Here is a 15,110-nt window from a genome sequence, read left to right as displayed (position 1 = left end):
CGTCAGGTCGCCGCAGCCTCCGGCGGCATCGGACTGCCCGAGCAGGCCAGCGCGCGCATCAGCAGCAGCTTGCGCTCGCGCGCATTGCGCGTGAGCGAGGCCGCATGCTGGAACTCCGCGCAGGCCTCCGCCTTGCGGCCCAGCTTCGCGAGCAGGTCGCCGCGCACGCTGGGCAGCAGGTGATAGCCCTTGAGCTGCGGCTCGTCGCGCAGCGCATCGACCAGTTCCAGTCCCGCCGCCGGGCCGAAGGCCATCGACAGCGCGACCGCGCGGTTGAGCTCCACGATGGGTGAGGGCGCGAGCTGCGCCAGCGCCTCGTACAGTGCGGCGATGCGCGTCCAGTCCGTCGCCTGTGCGGTACGCGCACGGGCATGGCATGCCGCGATGGCGGCCTGCAGCGCGTAGGGGCCCAGCGCACCGCCCAGCGATTCGGCGCGTTCCAGCGCCGCCAGGCCGCGGCGGATCAGCATCGGGTCCCAGCGCGCGCGGTTCTGTTCCAGCAGCAGCACCGGCTCGCCCTGCGCATCCACGCGCGCGGCCGAGCGCGAGGCCTGGATCTCCATCAGCGCGACCAAGCCGTGCACCTCCGGCTCGTTCGGCATCAGGCCGGCCAGGATGCGGCCCAGGCGCAGCGCTTCCTCGCACAGCGCGGGGCGCATCCAGTCGTCACCGGCGGTGGCGGAGTAGCCCTCGTTGAAGACCAGGTAGATCACCTCCAGCACCGAGGCCAGGCGCGCCCCGAGCTCGGCGGCGCGCGGCGCCTCGAAGGGCACGCGCGCCCCGGCCAGGGTGCGCTTGGCGCGCACGATGCGCTGGGCGATGGTGGGCTCGGGCACCAGGAAGGAGCGCGCGATCTCGTCGGTGGTCAGTCCGCCCAGCAGGCGCAGCGTGAGCGCCACCCGGGCCTCGGGTGAGAGCACCGGATGGCAGGCGGTGAAGACCAGGCGCAGCAGGTCGTCGCCCACGTCGTCATCGAGCGCGGCGTCGACCGCCTCGGCGAAATCCGACTGCGTGATCGCGTGCTGCGTGTCGAGCTCGTAGCCGATCTCCTCCTCCTTGCTCGCATGCAGCTTGCGCCGGCGCAGCAGGTCCAGCGCGCGGTGCTTGGCGGCCTGCATCAGCCAGGCGGCCGGGTTGTCGGGCACGCCCTGGTCCGGCCATTGCTCGAGCGCGGCGACCAGCGCATCCTGCGCCAGTTCCTCGGCGACACCGACGTCGCGCACCATGCGCGCGAGCGCGCCGATGATCTTGGCCGACTCGATGCGCCAGACGGCGTTGACGGTGCGGTGGATGTCGCTCGCGCTCATCGAACGCGCTCAGCGTTTCTGCAGCTTGTCGAAGCCTTCGGCGGCCTTCTGCACGTCGGGCGGGAAGTCCTCCATCTCCTGCACGCGGCGGACCTCGATGACCTCGTTGTCCGAGCCGGGGCAGCGCGAGGCCCAGGCAATGGCCTCTTCCTGCGACTTCACGTCGATCATCCAGTAGCCGCCCAGCACTTCCTTGGCCTCGGCGAAGGGGCCGTCCGTGACCTTGGGCTTGCCGCCGGCGAAGCTCACGCGCACGCCTTCCGAGGGCGGACGCAGGCCGTCGAGCGTGATCAGCACGCCCGCGTCCTTGAGCGCCTGGTTGTACTTCATCATGGCCTCGACGGCCTTGGCATCGGGCATGGTGCCGGGCGCGGCGCTCTCGTAGCCCTTGGGGATCATCAGCATCATGAATCGCATGTCGTTGCTCCTTGGACGGGCCGGATTTCGACTTCCGGCAGGTCCTGGGCGAAGGGATAGCGCCGCACCCAGTCCATGGCCTCGTCCATCGAGCTGGCCTGGATCAGCCAGAAGCCGGCCACCAGTTCCTTGGTTTCCGCGAAGGGGCCGTCCAGCAGGATGGCGCGCCCGCCACCCGCGCGCACGCGCGTGGCGCGCGCCGTGGAACGCAGCCCGTCGGCGGCGAGCAGCATGCCGGACTGCACGGCCTCGTCGTTGCGCCGAGCCATGGCGGCGAGGCGATCGGGATCGCTGGGGGACTCGGCCTCGGTATCGGGATCGGCCTTGACCAGGACGAGAAAGCGCGGCCCGGTGGCCGTCCCGTTCGGGTCCACGCCGGCCAGGCCACCGGCGCAGCCGGTCTCGCGGATCTCGAAGGTGGCATCGCCGCCGTGGACGGTCGCCTCGCCGAGCCATTCGGCCGCGGTCTGTCGGGATTCGGCCTCGACGATGCTGAGGCCGGCGAGGGGAACGGTGACGGGCGCATCGACCACCTGCATCTCGCCGCCTGCGCGCGCCATGCGCACGCCGGTCTCGGCGGGCTGCAGCGCGATGCTTTCATGGATGGCCGCGCGCGGCGGCGTGCCGGGGGTGGGAAGAAGCCCGGCCGCGCCATGCGGGCCGGCGCCGTGCAGGATCACGAATCTCATCCGCTGCGGTCCTTGTGCTGGGGGAGCCGCAAGGATATCGCGCGATCAGCGCCGGATCGGCAGCAGCGCGCGCAGCTTGTCGTCGCGCAGCCAGAGCCCGCCCCAGGCCATGAGCCCGACGTAGACGCCGAACAGCAGATGGCTGAAAAGCGGGCTGCCCACGCGCAGATGTGTCGCGATGGCGCCGCCGAGCAGCCCGGTCAGCAGAACGGCGCCCAGCAGGGCGGTGCGCGGCAGCGCATAGAGCAGGGCGATCGCGAGGGTCAGCACGCCCAGGCCGAAGCCGAGGTTCGGCGGGTAGCCGAGCTGCACCATGGTCTCGCGCACGACGTCCAGCTCGACCACCTTGATCAGGCCGTCGAACAGCAGGAAGAGCACGACCAGCGTGCTGAGCACGCGGCCGGTCCAGCGGGCGGCACCGATGCGGGACGCGGGCGCGGCGGGGAGGGTGGCGGTGGCATGCATCGTGCGCTCCTCAATCCTTGCCCGCGGCACGCTGCTCGGCTGCGTCGCGCAGCCACTGTTCGTGCTTGCGCATCTCGGGCGTGAACTCGGCACCGAAGTCCTCGGCCTCGTAGACCTGGCGGATCTCGATCTCGACGTTGCCCCCGCCGTCGATCGGCGGCCAGCGCTTGACCCACTCGATCGCCTCTTCCCTGGACTTCACCTGGATGATGCTGAAGCCGGCCACCAGCTCCTTGGCCTCGGTGAAGGGGCCGTCGATCACCGTCGGCCGGCCGCCGTTGAACCTGACCCGCGCGCCCTTGACGCTGGGCTGCAGGCCCATGCCGTCCAGCATCACGCCGGCCTTGATCATCTCCTCGTTGTACCGGAGCATGTCGGTGACCAGCTGCTCGGTGGGCATGACGCCGGCTTCGGTGTCCGGGTCGGCCTTGCGAATGACCACGAATTTCATCGTCGTATCTCCGTCGGGCTGGAGGCGGTCAGGCCTTGCGGGACTCGATCTCGGCCAGCAGGCGCTTTTCCTGCTCGCGCAGCTCGGGCGTGAATTCCGCGCCGAAATCCTCCATCTCGAAGACCTGGCGCAGCTCGACTTCCGCGCCGCCGTCGAAGGGCGCGCGCTTCAGCCATTCGATGGCCTCTTCGCGGGAGCGCACCTGCCACAGCCAGTAGCCGGCGACCAGTTCCTTGGTCTCGCTGAAGGGGCCGTCGATCACGGTCCGCTTCTTGCCGTCGAAGCGCACCCGGGCGCCCTTGGAACTGGGGTGGAGCCCTTCGCCGGCCAGCATGACGCCGGCCTTGACCAGCTCCTCGTTGTACTTGCCCATCTCGGTGAGCAGCTGTTCGGTGGGCATCACGCCGGCTTCGCTGTCCGGGCTGGCTTTCACAAGCACCATGAATCGCATGTCGTACTCCTGTGTTGGGTTTGAGGGAGCCGCGCCGTTGCGGCTCTACAGGGACGTCGAAGCAGGGCGCGCCGGATCGACAGGATCGACCTGGCCGACTTGTAAAAATTTGATACCAAAAGAGAGTGGCGCGGCCTCGCTGGAGCCGGGAACACCGCGGAACCGGCTTTGCCGGGCCGCCCTTTCAGGCGTAGTCGCTCACCGGCACGCAGCTGCAGAACAGGTTGCGGTCGCCATACACGTTGTCGATGCGTCCGACCGGCGGCCAGTACTTGGCCAGCCTGACCGCGTCGACGGGGAAGGCGCCGAGCTCGCGCGAGTAGGGCCGCGTCCATTCGGTGGCCAGCAGGCTGTCGGCCGTGTGGGGCGCGTTCTTCAGCGGGTTGTCCTCGCGCGGCCAGATGCCTTCCTCGATGCGGCGGATCTCGCCGCGGATGGCGATCATGGCGTCGACGAAGCGGTCCAGCTCGGCCAGGGGCTCGCTTTCGGTGGGCTCGACCATCAGCGTGCCGGGCACCGGGAAGCTCAGCGTCGGCGCGTGGAAGCCGTAGTCGATCAGGCGCTTGGCCACGTCCTCGGCCGTGACGCCGCTGGTGTCCTTGAGCGGACGCAGGTCCAGGATGCACTCGTGCGCCACGTGGCCGTTGGGGCTGGCGTAGAGCGTCGGGTAGTGCTCCTTGAGCCGCGCGCTGATGTAGTTGGCGCTGAGGATGGCGACCTCGGTCGCGGCCTGCAGGCCCCATGCCCCCATCATGCGGCAATACATCCAGCTGATCGGCAGCACTGCGGCATTGCCCAGCGGGGCGGCGGAGACCGCGCCCACGCCGCCGCCGGGGATGCCGCCGCTCACGTGGCCGGGCAGGTAGGGCACCAGGTCCTCGACGACGCACACCGGGCCCACGCCGGGGCCGCCGCCGCCGTGCGGGATGCAGAAGGTCTTGTGCAGGTTGAGGTGGCTCACGTCGCCGCCGAACTCGCCCGGGGCGGCCACGCCGACCAGCGCATTCATGTTGGCGCCGTCCACGTACACCCGGCCGCCGTGGGCATGCACGATCTCGCACAGCTCCTTCACGCGCGTCTCGAACACGCCGTGGGTGCTGGGGTAGGTGATCATCACCGCGGCCAGGTCGTCGCGGTGCTGCTCGCAGGCGCGCTGCAGATCGTCCATGTCGACGTTGCCCTGCGCGTCGCAGGCCGTCACCACCACCTTCATGCCCACCATCTGCGCGCTCGCCGGGTTGGTGCCGTGGGCGGAGGAGGGGATCAGGCAGACGTTGCGGTGGCCCTGGCCCTTCGCCTCGTGGAAGGCCTTGATCGCCAGCAGGCCGGCGTATTCGCCCTGCGAGCCGGCGTTGGGCTGCAGGCTGATGCCGGCGTAGCCGGTGGCCTCGCACAGCCAGGCGCGCAGCTGGGCGTCCAGCTCGGCATAGCCCTGCAGCTGCTCGGCCGGCGCGAAGGGGTGCACGTTCGCGAACTCGGGCCAGGTGACGGGGATCATCTCGCTGGTCGCGTTGAGCTTCATGGTGCAGCTGCCCAGCGGGATCATGCTGCGGTCCAGTGCGAGGTCCTTGTCCGACAGGCTGCGGATGTAGCGCAGCATCGCGGTTTCGCTCTTGTGCGTGTTGAAGACCGGGTGAGTGAGGAAGTCGCTGGTGCGCCGCAGGTCCAGCGGGATGCGCGAGCCGACCGTGCCCGACAGCTCCTCGAAGCGAGGCATCGGCGTGCCGGCCGGCACGAACAGCGCCCACAGGGTTTCGATGTCGGCGCGCGTGGTGGTCTCGTCCAGCGAGATGCCCAGGTGCTGCTGCAGGCCCTGGCGCAGGTTGACGCCGGCGGCCTGGGCATGCTCGAGGATCTTCGGCGTGTCCTCGCCGGTCAGCACGGTGAGGGTGTCGAAGGCGGTGCCGTTGATGATCTCGCGGCCCATCTGCTGGAGGCCGTCGGCGAGGATGGCGGTGAGCGCGGCCACGCGCTGGGCGATGCGCGCGAGCCCCTCCGGCCCGTGGTAGACGGCGTACATGCTCGCGACCACCGCCGGCAGCACCTGCGCGGTGCAGATGTTGGAGGTGGCCTTCTCGCGCCGGATGTGCTGCTCGCGCGTCTGCAGCGCCAGCCGGTAGGCCGGGCGGCCCTGCGTGTCGACGCTGACGCCGACCAGCCGGCCGGGCAGCGAGCGCTTGAATTCGTCGCGGCAGGCCAGGTAGGCCGCGTGCGGGCCGCCGTTGCACAGGGGCATGCCGAAGCGCTGGGTGGTGCCGCAGACGATGTCGGCGTCCCACTCGCCGGGCGGTGCCAGCAGGGTGAGCGCCAGCAGGTCGGCAGCCACGCAGAAGGCCGCCTCGCACTGGTGCGCGTGGCCGGCCAGCGGGCGCAGGTCATGCACGTGGCCGGTGGTGGAGGGGTACTGCGCCAGCACGCCGAAGAAGCCGCCGCTGGCCATCAGGTGCGGCAGGGTCTCGGAGACGGTGCTGACCTTGACCTCGATCCCCAGCGGCGCGGCGCGGGTCCTGATCACCTCGATGGTCTGCGGATGGCAGTCGCCCGAGACCAGGAACACGTTGCTCTTGCTCTTGACGCTGCGGCGCGCCAGCGTCATCGCCTCGGCCGCGGCGGTGGCCTCGTCCAGCATGGAGGCATTGGCGATGGCCATGCCGGTGAGGTCGCACACCATGGTCTGGAAGTTGACCAGCGCCTCCATGCGGCCCTGCGAGATCTCGGCCTGGTAGGGCGTGTAGGCGGTGTACCAGGCCGGGTTCTCCAGCACGTTGCGCAGGATCACGCCGGGCGTGTGGGTGCCGTAGTAGCCCTGGCCGATGAAGTTCCTCGCCACCTTGTTCTTCGCGGCGATGGCCCGCAGCTCGGCCAGCGCGTCGGCTTCGGTCGTGGGCGCCGGCAGCTGCATCGGGTGGCTGCGGCGGATTGCCGGCGGCACGATGCCGTCGATCAGCTCGGCGCGGGTCTTCGAGCCGACGGCCGCGAGCATGCGGGCTTCGTCCTCGGCCTCGATGCCGATGTGGCGTGCGATGAATTCGCCGGCGTTCTCGAGCTCGGCAAAGGTGGGCAGGGAAGGCAGGGAGGACTTCGGCATGGAATCAGGGCTTCAGGCTTCGTCGGCGAACTTGTCGTAGTCGGTCTTGTCGAGCAGGGCGTCGAGCTGCGAGGCGTCGGTGATCTTCATCTTGAAGAACCAGCCCTCGCCCTCGGGCGCGCTGTTGGCGAGCGAGGGGTCGGCGCGCAGCGCCTCGTTGACCTCGGTGATCTCGCCGGCAACCGGCATGAACACGTCGGCCGCGGCCTTGACCGACTCGACCACGCCGGCGACCTCGCCCTGCGCGTAGCCCTGGCCGACCTGCGGCAGGTCGACGAAGACCACGTCGCCCAGGGCGTCCTGCGCATGCAGCGTGATGCCGACGGTGGCGGTGTCGCCTTCGGCTTTGACCCACTCGTGGTCCTTGGTGTACTTGATGGTCATGGAATGGCTCCTTGGGGAGAAGAAGAAAAAAACTAGCCTCGGAAATAGCGCGCGGGCACGAAAGGCATGGTGCTCACTTCCATCGGCACGGGCTTGCCGCGCACGATGGCCTGGATGCGGGTGCCGGGCTCGGCATAGGCCAGGGCCACGTAGCCCATCGCGACCGGGCGGTCCACCGTGGGGCCGAGCAGGCCGCTGGTCACCTGGCCGATGGCGTGGCCTTCGAAGGATTGCAGGGGCGTGCCGTCGCGCACCGGCACGCGCTCCAGGGCCACCAGGCCGACGCGCTTGCGTTTGAGGGTGTCGTGGTCGAGATGGCCGGCGGCGCCGTCGGCCGCGGTGAGCTGCGCCAGCACCTTGGCCGCACCCGGGAAGCCGCCTTCGCGCGCGCCGCCGCTGCGGCGTACCTTCTGGATCGACCAGGTCAGCGCCGCCTCGACCGGCGTGGTGGTGGTGTCGATGTCGTTGCCGTAGAGGCACAGGCCCGCTTCCAGCCGCAGCGAATTGCGGGCGCCCAGGCCGATGGGCTGGACCTCGGGCTGCGCCAGCAGCAGGCGGGCGAGGGCTTCCGCGTCCCGCGCGGCGACGGAGATCTCGAAGCCGTCTTCACCCGTGTAGCCGCTGCGGGTGGCGAAGGCGGCGATGCCGCCGATCTGCAGCGGACCGCCGGTCATGAAGACGTATTTCTCGCTGCCGGGCGAAAGCCGCGCCATCACGGCAGCCGCCTGGGGCCCTTGCAGCGCCAGCAGGGCATGGTCAGGCAAAGGCTGCACCTGGCAGCGCTGGCCGATCCGGGCCTGGATGTGGGCGATGTCGCTCGCCTTGCAGGCGCCGTTGACGATCACGAAGATCGAGTCGCCGCCCTCGTTGAAGAACATCAGGTCGTCGAGGATGCCGCCCTCGTCGTCCAGCAGCAGGCCGTAGCGCTGCTTGCCGGGTGCCAGGCCGATCACGTCCTGGGGCATCAGGGTCTCGAAGGCGGCGGCGGCGTCGGGCCCGGACAGGCGCAGCTGGCCCATGTGCGAGATGTCGAAGAGGCCGGCGGCCGTGCGCGTGTGCCGGTGCTCGGCCATCAGGCCGGCGGGGTACTGGACCGGCATCGCATAGCCGGCGAAGGGCACCATGCGGGCGCCCAGTTCCAGGTGCAGGGCGTGAAGCGGGGTCTTTTGCAGATCGTCGTCGGAAGCGGAGGCCAAGGCACTCTCCATGGGGCAGTCCGGATCCATGGCCGTGAAGCCATGGGCCACCCCTGCTGTCCGCTTTACCTGAGAGATTCGCCCCACGATCGGGGTTTGCTCCTTCGGTGGACGGCCCGTGCGCGAACGCAGTGCCGCCTCTCTCCAGCAAGGAAACGCCCGGGGTCAGCGGGCGCCTCGTCAGTCCTTTTGCCTGAGCGTTCGGGCCCTTGACTTCGGGGACCTGCGCCTTCGGCGGCCCCGCGTTGCGAGGCTCTCTCCTGACCGGCCGAGTGTAAGGGATACCCGCCTCAGGAGCGCTCCAGCCGCATGCGGCGCAGCAGGAATTTCTCCCACAGCTTGTCCGACAGGAACTGCATGGAGCGCCGCACGTGTTCGCGCGCATTGCGTGCGTCGTAGGGCGAGCGGATGTCGGCACCCAGCTGCCGGGCGCGCACGCTGAGCATGCTCTCCGACAGGCAGCAGCGCGCCTTCATCCGCAGATCATCGAAGTTGTCAGTGCCGAGGGGGCTGGCCTTGTGCCACTCGTGATCCCACTTGAAGCGGCGCTTCTTGTCCTGGCCTTCGCCGTCGTCGCTGATCAGCCAGGCGGACACGAAATCGACATACGCCGCGTCCACGTGGTCGCGGAACAGACCCTGGCCGGCCTCGTAGCGCTCGTTCACCAGCGAGTCGAGCAGCGCATTGCCCGGCGAAAGCGTGACCAGCTTGCGGCGCAGGGTGTCGTTCATCGCGAAGCAGTAGGTCGCCACCCATTCGAGCAGCGGGCCCATCGGCGTCATGGTGGAGCGCGGGAAGTCGTTGATCTCGCCGAACAGCCAGGGGCCGGAATGCAGGGCAAGCTTATGGATCTCGCCGCCGAAGTGCTGCAGCCGGCGCTCGCTCCAGCCATGATTCAGGGCCACGGTGTCGTTCGAGAAGACCCAGACCTCGGGCGCCTCGCCGCGCGCGAGCAAGGCCTCGACACCGCTGTCCCAGCCGGAAAATTCGCGGTTGCTGTTGTCGCCGGGGACCACCCAGGCCTGGTCGAAGGCCGGGCGGCGCAACTCGCCGGCCGCCCCGGCGTTGTCTGCGACCACCAGCGAGAAGCGGTCGCCGCTCTGCCCCAACCGGTTTCGCAGTGCCTCCAGTACTTGCAGGGATCGGTCGCGATGCCGATCACCGTATTCCAAATGAACAAATCCGTAGCTCGTCATGTCCTTGCAGGGGAAGAAAGAAAAGCGGCGGGGTTCATCCCATGCGCTTCTTGCCGATGGCGACGTTCCGGCAAGCGGAAGCGGCAACGCCGGCACGCATGGCGCGTGCCGCCATCCTAACGATAACGACTATTCCTGCAACGGATAGCTTCCCATGTCGGCCAACACGCCGTATGCCGGCGAGCCTGTAACGGCCTGTTGGCTCGCTCAGTGCACGGTCTCCTCGACCGGCAGCAGGCGCAGGATGCGCTCCCGGATCGAGGCGGCGCGCTCCGCGCCGGCCAGCTTCTCGATCTCGCCCACCATGGCCTCGGCCACCGACAGCATCGATCCACGGTCGCGCGCCTCGCGCAGCGTCTCGCGGAACTGGCCGGCCAGCAGCGGGTCGCGGCGCACGAACATGCGCTCGCAGAGGTCGAACAGGAACATGCGCGTGGTGGCCAGTGATCGCTTGCCGTCGAAGGCATCGGCCGACACGGACGGCGGGGGCATCGCCGGGTGCGCTTCCGGCGGTGGCGCCACCGGCGCCGGCACGGCCGCCGGCGCTGGCGCGGCGGTGCGCAGGATCTGCGAGTCCAGCAGATAGCCTTCCTGCACCAGGTGCAGCGCCACGCGGCCCGCCTCGTCGCGGCTGCCGAAGAGCTCGCCGAAGTCGGTGACCGAGCGCCGACCGTCGGCCATCAGCAGCAGGGCACGCTCGCGCTGGCCCAGAGTGCGTCGGCCCGGCTGGAGCTCCTGGCGTGCTTTCTCGGTCTTGATGAGGAACATGGGATGCGTTGGCGGTCGGGATCGAGCGCCGCAGCATCGGCCATGCGCATGACATGGAAGTGAAACCGGGTCCGTGCGCGTGAACTAGTTCGCACGGATCGCATTCGGGCCGGTCTTCGCCCTACTTGAAGCCCCACAGATGCGGGAGCCAGGTGCTCAGCGCCGGCACGAAGGTCAGCAGCACCAGCACCGCGCCATGCGCCCAGAGGAAGGGCGCGAGCTCGCGCACCAGCTGCGACATCGGCACCTTCGAGACGTTGCAGGTGACGAACAGCAGCCCGCCCACCGGCGGCGTGATCATGCCGAGCGTGAGGTTGAAGATCACGATCATCGCGAAGTGCGTCGGGTCGACGCCCAGCTTGACCGCCACCGGCGCCAGGATCGGCGCCAGCACCATCACGCCGGGCAGCGGCTCGATGAAGATGCCGAAGAGCAGCAGGAAGATGTTCACCATGATCAGGAACATCCACGGCGACAGGTTCATGCCGACCAGCCACTCGGCCATCTGCTGCGGGATGCCCTCGATCGTGAGGATCCAGGCGAAGGAGGCCGACAGGCCGATGATGATCAGCACCGAGGCCGACAGCAGCGCCGAGCGCGACAGAATGTCCGGCAGCGCCTTCCACTCCAGCGTGCGGTAGACGAACTTGCCGCACACCAGCGCGTAGAACACCGCCACCACCGAGGCCTCGGTGGGCGTGAACCAGCCGGCACGCATGCCGCCGAGGATCACCACCGGCAGCAGGATGGCGGGCAGTGCCTTCCAGGTGGTCAGCAGGACCTCGCGCCAGGGCGGCATGCCGCCGTCGCCACGGTAGTTGCGCTTCTTCGAGACGTGGAAGTTCACCAGGCACATCGCGACCGCGATCAGCACGCCGGGCAGCAGGCCGGCCACGAACAGGCTGCCCACCGACACGTTGTCGTCCTGCAGCGCGTAGATGATCATGATGATCGAGGGCGGGATGATCGGCCCCACGATGGCGGTCGAGGCGGTGAGGGCGGCCGCATAGGAGCGGTCGTAGCCCGCCTTGTCCATCATCTTGATGAGCATCGAGCCCGGCCCCGCCGCATCGGCCAGGGCCGAGCCCGAGATGCCCGAGAAGAAGGTCAGCGAGACCACGTTGGTGTAGCCCAGCCCGCCGCGCCGGTGGCCGACGAACTGGCCAGCGAAGCGCAGCAGCACCTCGGTCAGCGAGCCGCCGCTCATCAGCTCGGCCGCCAGGATGAAGAAGGGCACGGCCATCAGCGGGAAGCTGTCGATGCCGGTGAAGGTCTCCTTCAGCAGCACCATCAGCGGGTACTGCTCGGCCAGGATCAAGGTGGCCGCCGTGGCAAGCCCCAGCGCGAAGGCCACAGGCACGCCGATCGCGAGGAACAGGCAGGCCGAAGCGATGAGGATGATGCTGGCGTTCATAGCGAGGCGCTCGCGGCCGCATCGAAATGCGCGTCAGTGGCGAACTCGCGCCGCAGCACGTAGCCGCGCACGATCAGCAGCCAGTGGACGATCAGCAGCACCCCGCCGAAGAGCATTGCGCTGTAGATGTAGGCGAACGGAATCTGCGTGACCGCGGTGAGCTGGAACATGGTGCGCTCCATGTAGAGCCAGCCGTACCAGACCATGAAGCCGAAGAAGGCGAAGAGCAGGGCCGCGACCACCGCGCGCATCGCGATGCCGCCCTTGGGCGGCAGCGCGTCCTGCAGGTTCTCGACCGCGATGTGGCCGCCGTAGCGCAGCACCGGCCCGGCGCCGAGGAAGGTGAGCCAGATCATCATGTGGCGCGAGACCTCCTCGGCCCATTCGAGCGAGTTGCTGGTGAGGTAGCGCATCCCCACGTTGACGAAGATGATCACCGACATCGCGGCCAGAAGCAGGATCAGCACCCAGCGGTTGGCGGCAAGAAAATAGCGTTCGAAGGTCTTCACGGCTGTTGCGGTGTTGTTTTGGCTTTTATGAAACAAGAACGCCCGGTGCCACGCTGGGTTCACCGGGCGGGAGGGGCCGATTCGGCCGCCTGTCGCTTACTGGACGTCGGTGATCTTCTTGATGTTGTCGGCGCCGAACTCCTTGGCGTAGTTCGCATAGGCCGGCTTCAGCGCCTCGCGGAAGGCGGCGCCGTCGACGGTGCGGATGACCTTCATGCCGTCCTTCTCGAGCTGGGCGATGCCGTTGTTCTCGTCGTCATTGACCTTCTTGCGCTGGGCCGCGCCGCCCTTGCGGGCCGCTTCGACGAACACCTTCTTGTCGGCGTCCGACAGCTTGTTCCAGACCCGGGGCGACATCAGCAGCAGCGCGGGCGAGTAGACGTGGCCGGTCAGCGACAGGTGCTTCTGCACCTGGGCGAACTTCGAGGACAGGATGACGGGGATCGGGTTCTCCTGCCCGTCCACCGTGCCTTGCTGCAGCGCGCCGAAGAGCTCGGGGAAGGCCATCGGCGTGGGCAGGATGCCGAAGGTGCGGTAGCCGTCCATGTGCACCTTGTTCTCCATGGTCCGCATCTTCAGGCCCGCGGCGTCCGACGGCTTCACGATGTCGCGCTTGCTGTTGGTCATGTGGCGGAAGCCGTTCTCGGTCCAGGCCAGGGCGATGATGCCCTTGCTCGGGAACTTGGCCAGGATGTCCTGGCCGATGGGGCCGTCCATCACCTTGCGCGCATGGTCGTAGTCGCGGAACAGGAAGGGGATGTCGACGATCTTGACCTCGGGCACGAAGTTGCCGACCGGGCCGGTCGAGGTGTTGACGAGGTCCTGCGTGCCCAGCTGAACCGCCTCGATCTGCTCGCGCTCGCCGCCCAGGGCCGAGTTGGGGAAGTGCTGGCACTTGTAGCGCCCCTGGGTGCCCTTCTCGATCTCGTCGCAGAACACGGTGGAGCCGACGCCGTAGTGCGACTCCTTGGTGGTCGCGTAGCCGATCTTGAGGGTGGTGGTCTGCGCGTAGGCGGCGCAGGCCAGACCGAGGCCGAGGGACAGGCCGGCGGCCAGTCGGTTCAACTTCATGAGGGAGTCTCCTGTGGACGTTTTTCCAAACGTATGACTATGCATTGGTCGGCAGCTTCACAGCGTCGGGATTTTCACGGACGTAGTCGCGGATCACCTGCTCGAAGCTCGCATCGGGCGAAAGGCCCAGGCCGGCCGCACGGCGGGCCTGGATGCGGCCCGGCCAGGTCTTGACGATGCGCTGGATCGCCGGGTCGGGCGTGCGGTCGAGCAGGGCGGTGGCGGCCGGGCCGGCCACGCGCTCCAGCGCCGCCGCCATTTCGCCGACGGTGAGGCTGATCGAGGGCAGGTTGAGCGCGGTGCGCGGGCCCCATTCGGTGTCGTTGGCTTCGGCCGCGCGGATGATGCCCTCGATGGTGCGTGCCGGGGAGGCCAGCGCCACCAGCGTCTCATCGGGCACCGGGCAGGCCGCGCGCACGCCGGCCAGCGGCTCGCGGATCATGCCGCTGAAGAAGCTCGAGGCCGCACCGTTGGGCCGGCCCGGGCGCACGCTCACCGTCATCAGCCGCACGCTGCGGCCGCGGATGAAGCCCTTGCGGGTGTAGTCCGCCACCAACTGCTCGCCGATGAACTTCTGGATGCCGTAGCTGGACTGGGGCGTGGGCAGCGTGTCGTCGCCGATGAGCTCGGGCAGCGGCTGCTCGGGCGAATGGCCGAAGACCGCGAGCGAGCTGGAGAACACCAGCACCGGCTTCGTGCCGAGGCCGCGCAGGCGTTCGAGCAGGGCGTTCGTCGCGCCGAAGTTGCTGCGCATGCCGAGGTCGAAGTCGGCCTCGCATTCGCCGCTGACGGCGGCGGCGAGGTGGAAGACGGCGTCGGCTCTGGACCAATAGGTGGCTTCGGGATCGGCCAACTGGTCGTTGAGATCGCCGACTGCAGCGGTGATGCGGGTCTCGGCGGCCAGGTCCGCAGGGGGCGCTGCGCGGTCGACCAGCGTGATGCGGTCGATCCGTTGTGGCGCTGCGCCGGCCAGCGAGAGGGTGTCCTTGGCAAGCAGGGTGCGGGCGAGGCGCGCGCCGAGGAAGCCGGCGCCGCCGGTGATGACGATGTGCATGGTGTCTCCTTGAGATGGGCAGTCTATCGCCGTGGTGCAATGGTCGGTTCAGAATGCTGGCGTCCGCGCTCGATCACGGAGATGCAATGAGATCCCAACCCGACATGCCTCGTCTCGCTGCAGCCCTGCTGGCCGCCGCCGCGCTTGGCGCTTGCTCTTCCATGTCCGAACCGGGCAGCCCCAGTGCAGCGATGGCTGCGCTGCCGGCGGCCATCCAGGCACCCGCGGGCGAGCGCGTGGCCTTCACCTGGCAGGCCACCGGAACGCAGATCTACGAATGCCGTGCCGCCGGGCAGGGTGGCTGGGCCTGGCAGTTCGTGGCGCCGGAGGCCGATCTTTTCGGCGCGGGCGGCCAGAAGGTGGGCACGCACGGCGCCGGGCCGCACTGGACCGCGCTCGACGGCAGCCGCACCGTCGGGACCGTGAAGGGGCGCGCCGACGCGAAGCGCCCGGCCGATATCCCCTGGCTGCTCCTGTCCGCGAAGTCGGCCGGCATCGCCGGACGGATGGACAGCGTGACGAGCGTGCAGCGCATCAACACCGTCGGCGGCATCGCGCCGGCCCAGGGCTGTGCGACGCAGGCCGATCAGGGCAAGCGCGCGATGGAGCGCTACAGCGCCGACTACGTGTTCCTGGTGGCGCGCTAGGCC

Annotated in this window: 16 protein-coding genes and 2 riboswitches; of the genes, 1 reads left to right on the top strand and 15 read right to left on the bottom strand. The window is 69.0% G+C overall.

Annotated features, from left to right (window positions below):
- Positions 1-2 precede the first annotated feature (2 nt).
- From A8M77_RS28825 to denD, 15 genes are all read right to left on the bottom strand, one after another.
- Complete coding sequence (locus tag A8M77_RS28825) at positions 3-1,307, bottom strand: RNA polymerase sigma factor (protein ID WP_086924900.1); 1,305 nt, start codon at positions 1,305-1,307, stop codon at positions 3-5.
- A 9-nt stretch (positions 1,308-1,316) separates the two neighbouring features.
- Positions 1,317-1,724 carry a YciI family protein gene (locus tag A8M77_RS28820; protein ID WP_086924899.1) on the bottom strand — a complete coding sequence of 136 codons (408 nt, stop codon included), beginning with the start codon at positions 1,722-1,724 and terminating at the stop codon, positions 1,317-1,319.
- Positions 1,712-2,413: a YciI family protein gene (locus tag A8M77_RS28815; RefSeq protein WP_086924898.1), complete on the bottom strand. Its 702-nt coding sequence runs from the start codon at positions 2,411-2,413 to the stop codon at positions 1,712-1,714. The genes A8M77_RS28820 and A8M77_RS28815 overlap by 13 nt, the downstream gene beginning before the upstream one ends.
- Positions 2,414-2,458: 45 nt before the next feature.
- On the bottom strand, positions 2,459-2,878 hold the full coding sequence (locus A8M77_RS28810) for a DoxX family protein (protein ID WP_086924897.1): 420 nt from the start codon (positions 2,876-2,878) through the stop codon (positions 2,459-2,461).
- A gap of 10 nt (positions 2,879-2,888) precedes the next feature.
- The gene (locus tag A8M77_RS28805) at positions 2,889-3,329 is read right to left on the bottom strand and encodes a YciI family protein (protein WP_086924896.1); all 441 of its coding nucleotides are present in this window, start codon (positions 3,327-3,329) and stop codon (positions 2,889-2,891) included.
- A gap of 28 nt (positions 3,330-3,357) precedes the next feature.
- The gene (locus tag A8M77_RS28800; protein WP_086924895.1) at positions 3,358-3,780 is read right to left on the bottom strand and encodes a YciI family protein; all 423 of its coding nucleotides are present in this window, start codon (positions 3,778-3,780) and stop codon (positions 3,358-3,360) included.
- A 184-nt stretch (positions 3,781-3,964) separates the two neighbouring features.
- On the bottom strand, positions 3,965-6,868 hold the full coding sequence (gene gcvP, locus A8M77_RS28795; RefSeq protein WP_086924894.1) for an aminomethyl-transferring glycine dehydrogenase: 2,904 nt from the start codon (positions 6,866-6,868) through the stop codon (positions 3,965-3,967).
- 12 nt (positions 6,869-6,880) lie between these two features.
- Positions 6,881-7,252 (bottom strand): glycine cleavage system protein GcvH, encoded by a 372-nt coding sequence (gcvH, locus tag A8M77_RS28790; RefSeq protein WP_086924893.1) that lies wholly within the window; start codon positions 7,250-7,252, stop codon positions 6,881-6,883.
- A gap of 32 nt (positions 7,253-7,284) precedes the next feature.
- Entirely contained in the window at positions 7,285-8,460 is a 1,176-nt protein-coding gene (gene gcvT, locus A8M77_RS28785; RefSeq protein WP_086924920.1) for a glycine cleavage system aminomethyltransferase GcvT, read from the bottom strand.
- Between the two features lie 34 nt (positions 8,461-8,494).
- Positions 8,495-8,606: riboswitch (glycine riboswitch) on the bottom strand.
- 13 nt (positions 8,607-8,619) lie between these two features.
- Positions 8,620-8,721, bottom strand: a riboswitch (glycine riboswitch).
- Between the two features lie 17 nt (positions 8,722-8,738).
- A complete protein-coding gene (locus A8M77_RS28780; protein WP_143694794.1) occupies positions 8,739-9,620 on the bottom strand; it encodes a hypothetical protein in 882 nt (293 codons plus the stop codon).
- Positions 9,621-9,851: 231 nt separating this feature from the next.
- Positions 9,852-10,412, bottom strand: a complete 561-nt coding sequence (locus A8M77_RS28775; RefSeq protein WP_086924891.1) for a hypothetical protein — start codon at positions 10,410-10,412, stop codon at positions 9,852-9,854.
- Between the two features lie 121 nt (positions 10,413-10,533).
- A complete protein-coding gene (locus A8M77_RS28770) occupies positions 10,534-11,826 on the bottom strand; it encodes a TRAP transporter large permease (RefSeq protein WP_086924890.1) in 1,293 nt (430 codons plus the stop codon).
- Positions 11,823-12,335, bottom strand: a complete 513-nt coding sequence (locus A8M77_RS28765) for a TRAP transporter small permease (RefSeq protein ID WP_086924889.1) — start codon at positions 12,333-12,335, stop codon at positions 11,823-11,825. The genes A8M77_RS28770 and A8M77_RS28765 overlap by 4 nt, the downstream gene beginning before the upstream one ends.
- A 96-nt stretch (positions 12,336-12,431) precedes the next feature.
- Positions 12,432-13,406, bottom strand: a complete 975-nt coding sequence (locus tag A8M77_RS28760; RefSeq protein WP_086924888.1) for a TRAP transporter substrate-binding protein — start codon at positions 13,404-13,406, stop codon at positions 12,432-12,434.
- A gap of 37 nt (positions 13,407-13,443) precedes the next feature.
- Entirely contained in the window at positions 13,444-14,460 is a 1,017-nt protein-coding gene (denD, locus tag A8M77_RS28755) for a D-erythronate dehydrogenase (protein ID WP_086924887.1), read from the bottom strand.
- An 86-nt stretch (positions 14,461-14,546) separates the two neighbouring features.
- Here denD and A8M77_RS28750 point away from each other — a divergent pair, with 86 nt between their 5' ends.
- Complete coding sequence (locus A8M77_RS28750; protein WP_086924886.1) at positions 14,547-15,107, top strand: DUF3455 domain-containing protein; 561 nt, start codon at positions 14,547-14,549, stop codon at positions 15,105-15,107.
- The last annotated feature ends 3 nt before the right edge of the window (positions 15,108-15,110 follow it).

The organism is Variovorax sp. JS1663 (assembly GCF_002157355.1).
GTDB lineage: Bacteria > Pseudomonadota > Gammaproteobacteria > Burkholderiales > Burkholderiaceae_C > Variovorax.
This window is presented reverse-complemented; position numbering and strand designations above follow the sequence as displayed.

What these genes read in the sequence shown, in the direction of transcription:
- A8M77_RS28800 (WP_086924895.1), bottom strand. Translation starts at nt 3,780, where the DNA reads ATGCGATTCATGGTGCTTGTGAAAGCCAGCCCGGACAGCGAAGCCGGC.
- gcvP (WP_086924894.1), bottom strand. Translation starts at nt 6,868, where the DNA reads ATGCCGAAGTCCTCCCTGCCTTCCCTGCCCACCTTTGCCGAGCTCGAG.
- A8M77_RS28775 (WP_086924891.1), bottom strand. Translation starts at nt 10,412, where the DNA reads ATGTTCCTCATCAAGACCGAGAAAGCACGCCAGGAGCTCCAGCCGGGC.
- A8M77_RS28760 (WP_086924888.1), bottom strand. Translation starts at nt 13,406, where the DNA reads ATGAAGTTGAACCGACTGGCCGCCGGCCTGTCCCTCGGCCTCGGTCTG.
- gcvH (WP_086924893.1), bottom strand. Translation starts at nt 7,252, where the DNA reads ATGACCATCAAGTACACCAAGGACCACGAGTGGGTCAAAGCCGAAGGC.
- A8M77_RS28770 (WP_086924890.1), bottom strand. Translation starts at nt 11,826, where the DNA reads ATGAACGCCAGCATCATCCTCATCGCTTCGGCCTGCCTGTTCCTCGCG.
- A8M77_RS28815 (WP_086924898.1), bottom strand. Translation starts at nt 2,413, where the DNA reads ATGAGATTCGTGATCCTGCACGGCGCCGGCCCGCATGGCGCGGCCGGG.
- A8M77_RS28805 (WP_086924896.1), bottom strand. Translation starts at nt 3,329, where the DNA reads ATGAAATTCGTGGTCATTCGCAAGGCCGACCCGGACACCGAAGCCGGC.
- A8M77_RS28820 (WP_086924899.1), bottom strand. Translation starts at nt 1,724, where the DNA reads ATGCGATTCATGATGCTGATGATCCCCAAGGGCTACGAGAGCGCCGCG.
- gcvT (WP_086924920.1), bottom strand. Translation starts at nt 8,460, where the DNA reads ATGGAGAGTGCCTTGGCCTCCGCTTCCGACGACGATCTGCAAAAGACC.
- A8M77_RS28750 (WP_086924886.1), top strand. Translation starts at nt 14,547, where the DNA reads ATGAGATCCCAACCCGACATGCCTCGTCTCGCTGCAGCCCTGCTGGCC.
- A8M77_RS28825 (WP_086924900.1), bottom strand. Translation starts at nt 1,307, where the DNA reads ATGAGCGCGAGCGACATCCACCGCACCGTCAACGCCGTCTGGCGCATC.
- denD (WP_086924887.1), bottom strand. Translation starts at nt 14,460, where the DNA reads ATGCACATCGTCATCACCGGCGGCGCCGGCTTCCTCGGCGCGCGCCTC.
- A8M77_RS28810 (WP_086924897.1), bottom strand. Translation starts at nt 2,878, where the DNA reads ATGCATGCCACCGCCACCCTCCCCGCCGCGCCCGCGTCCCGCATCGGT.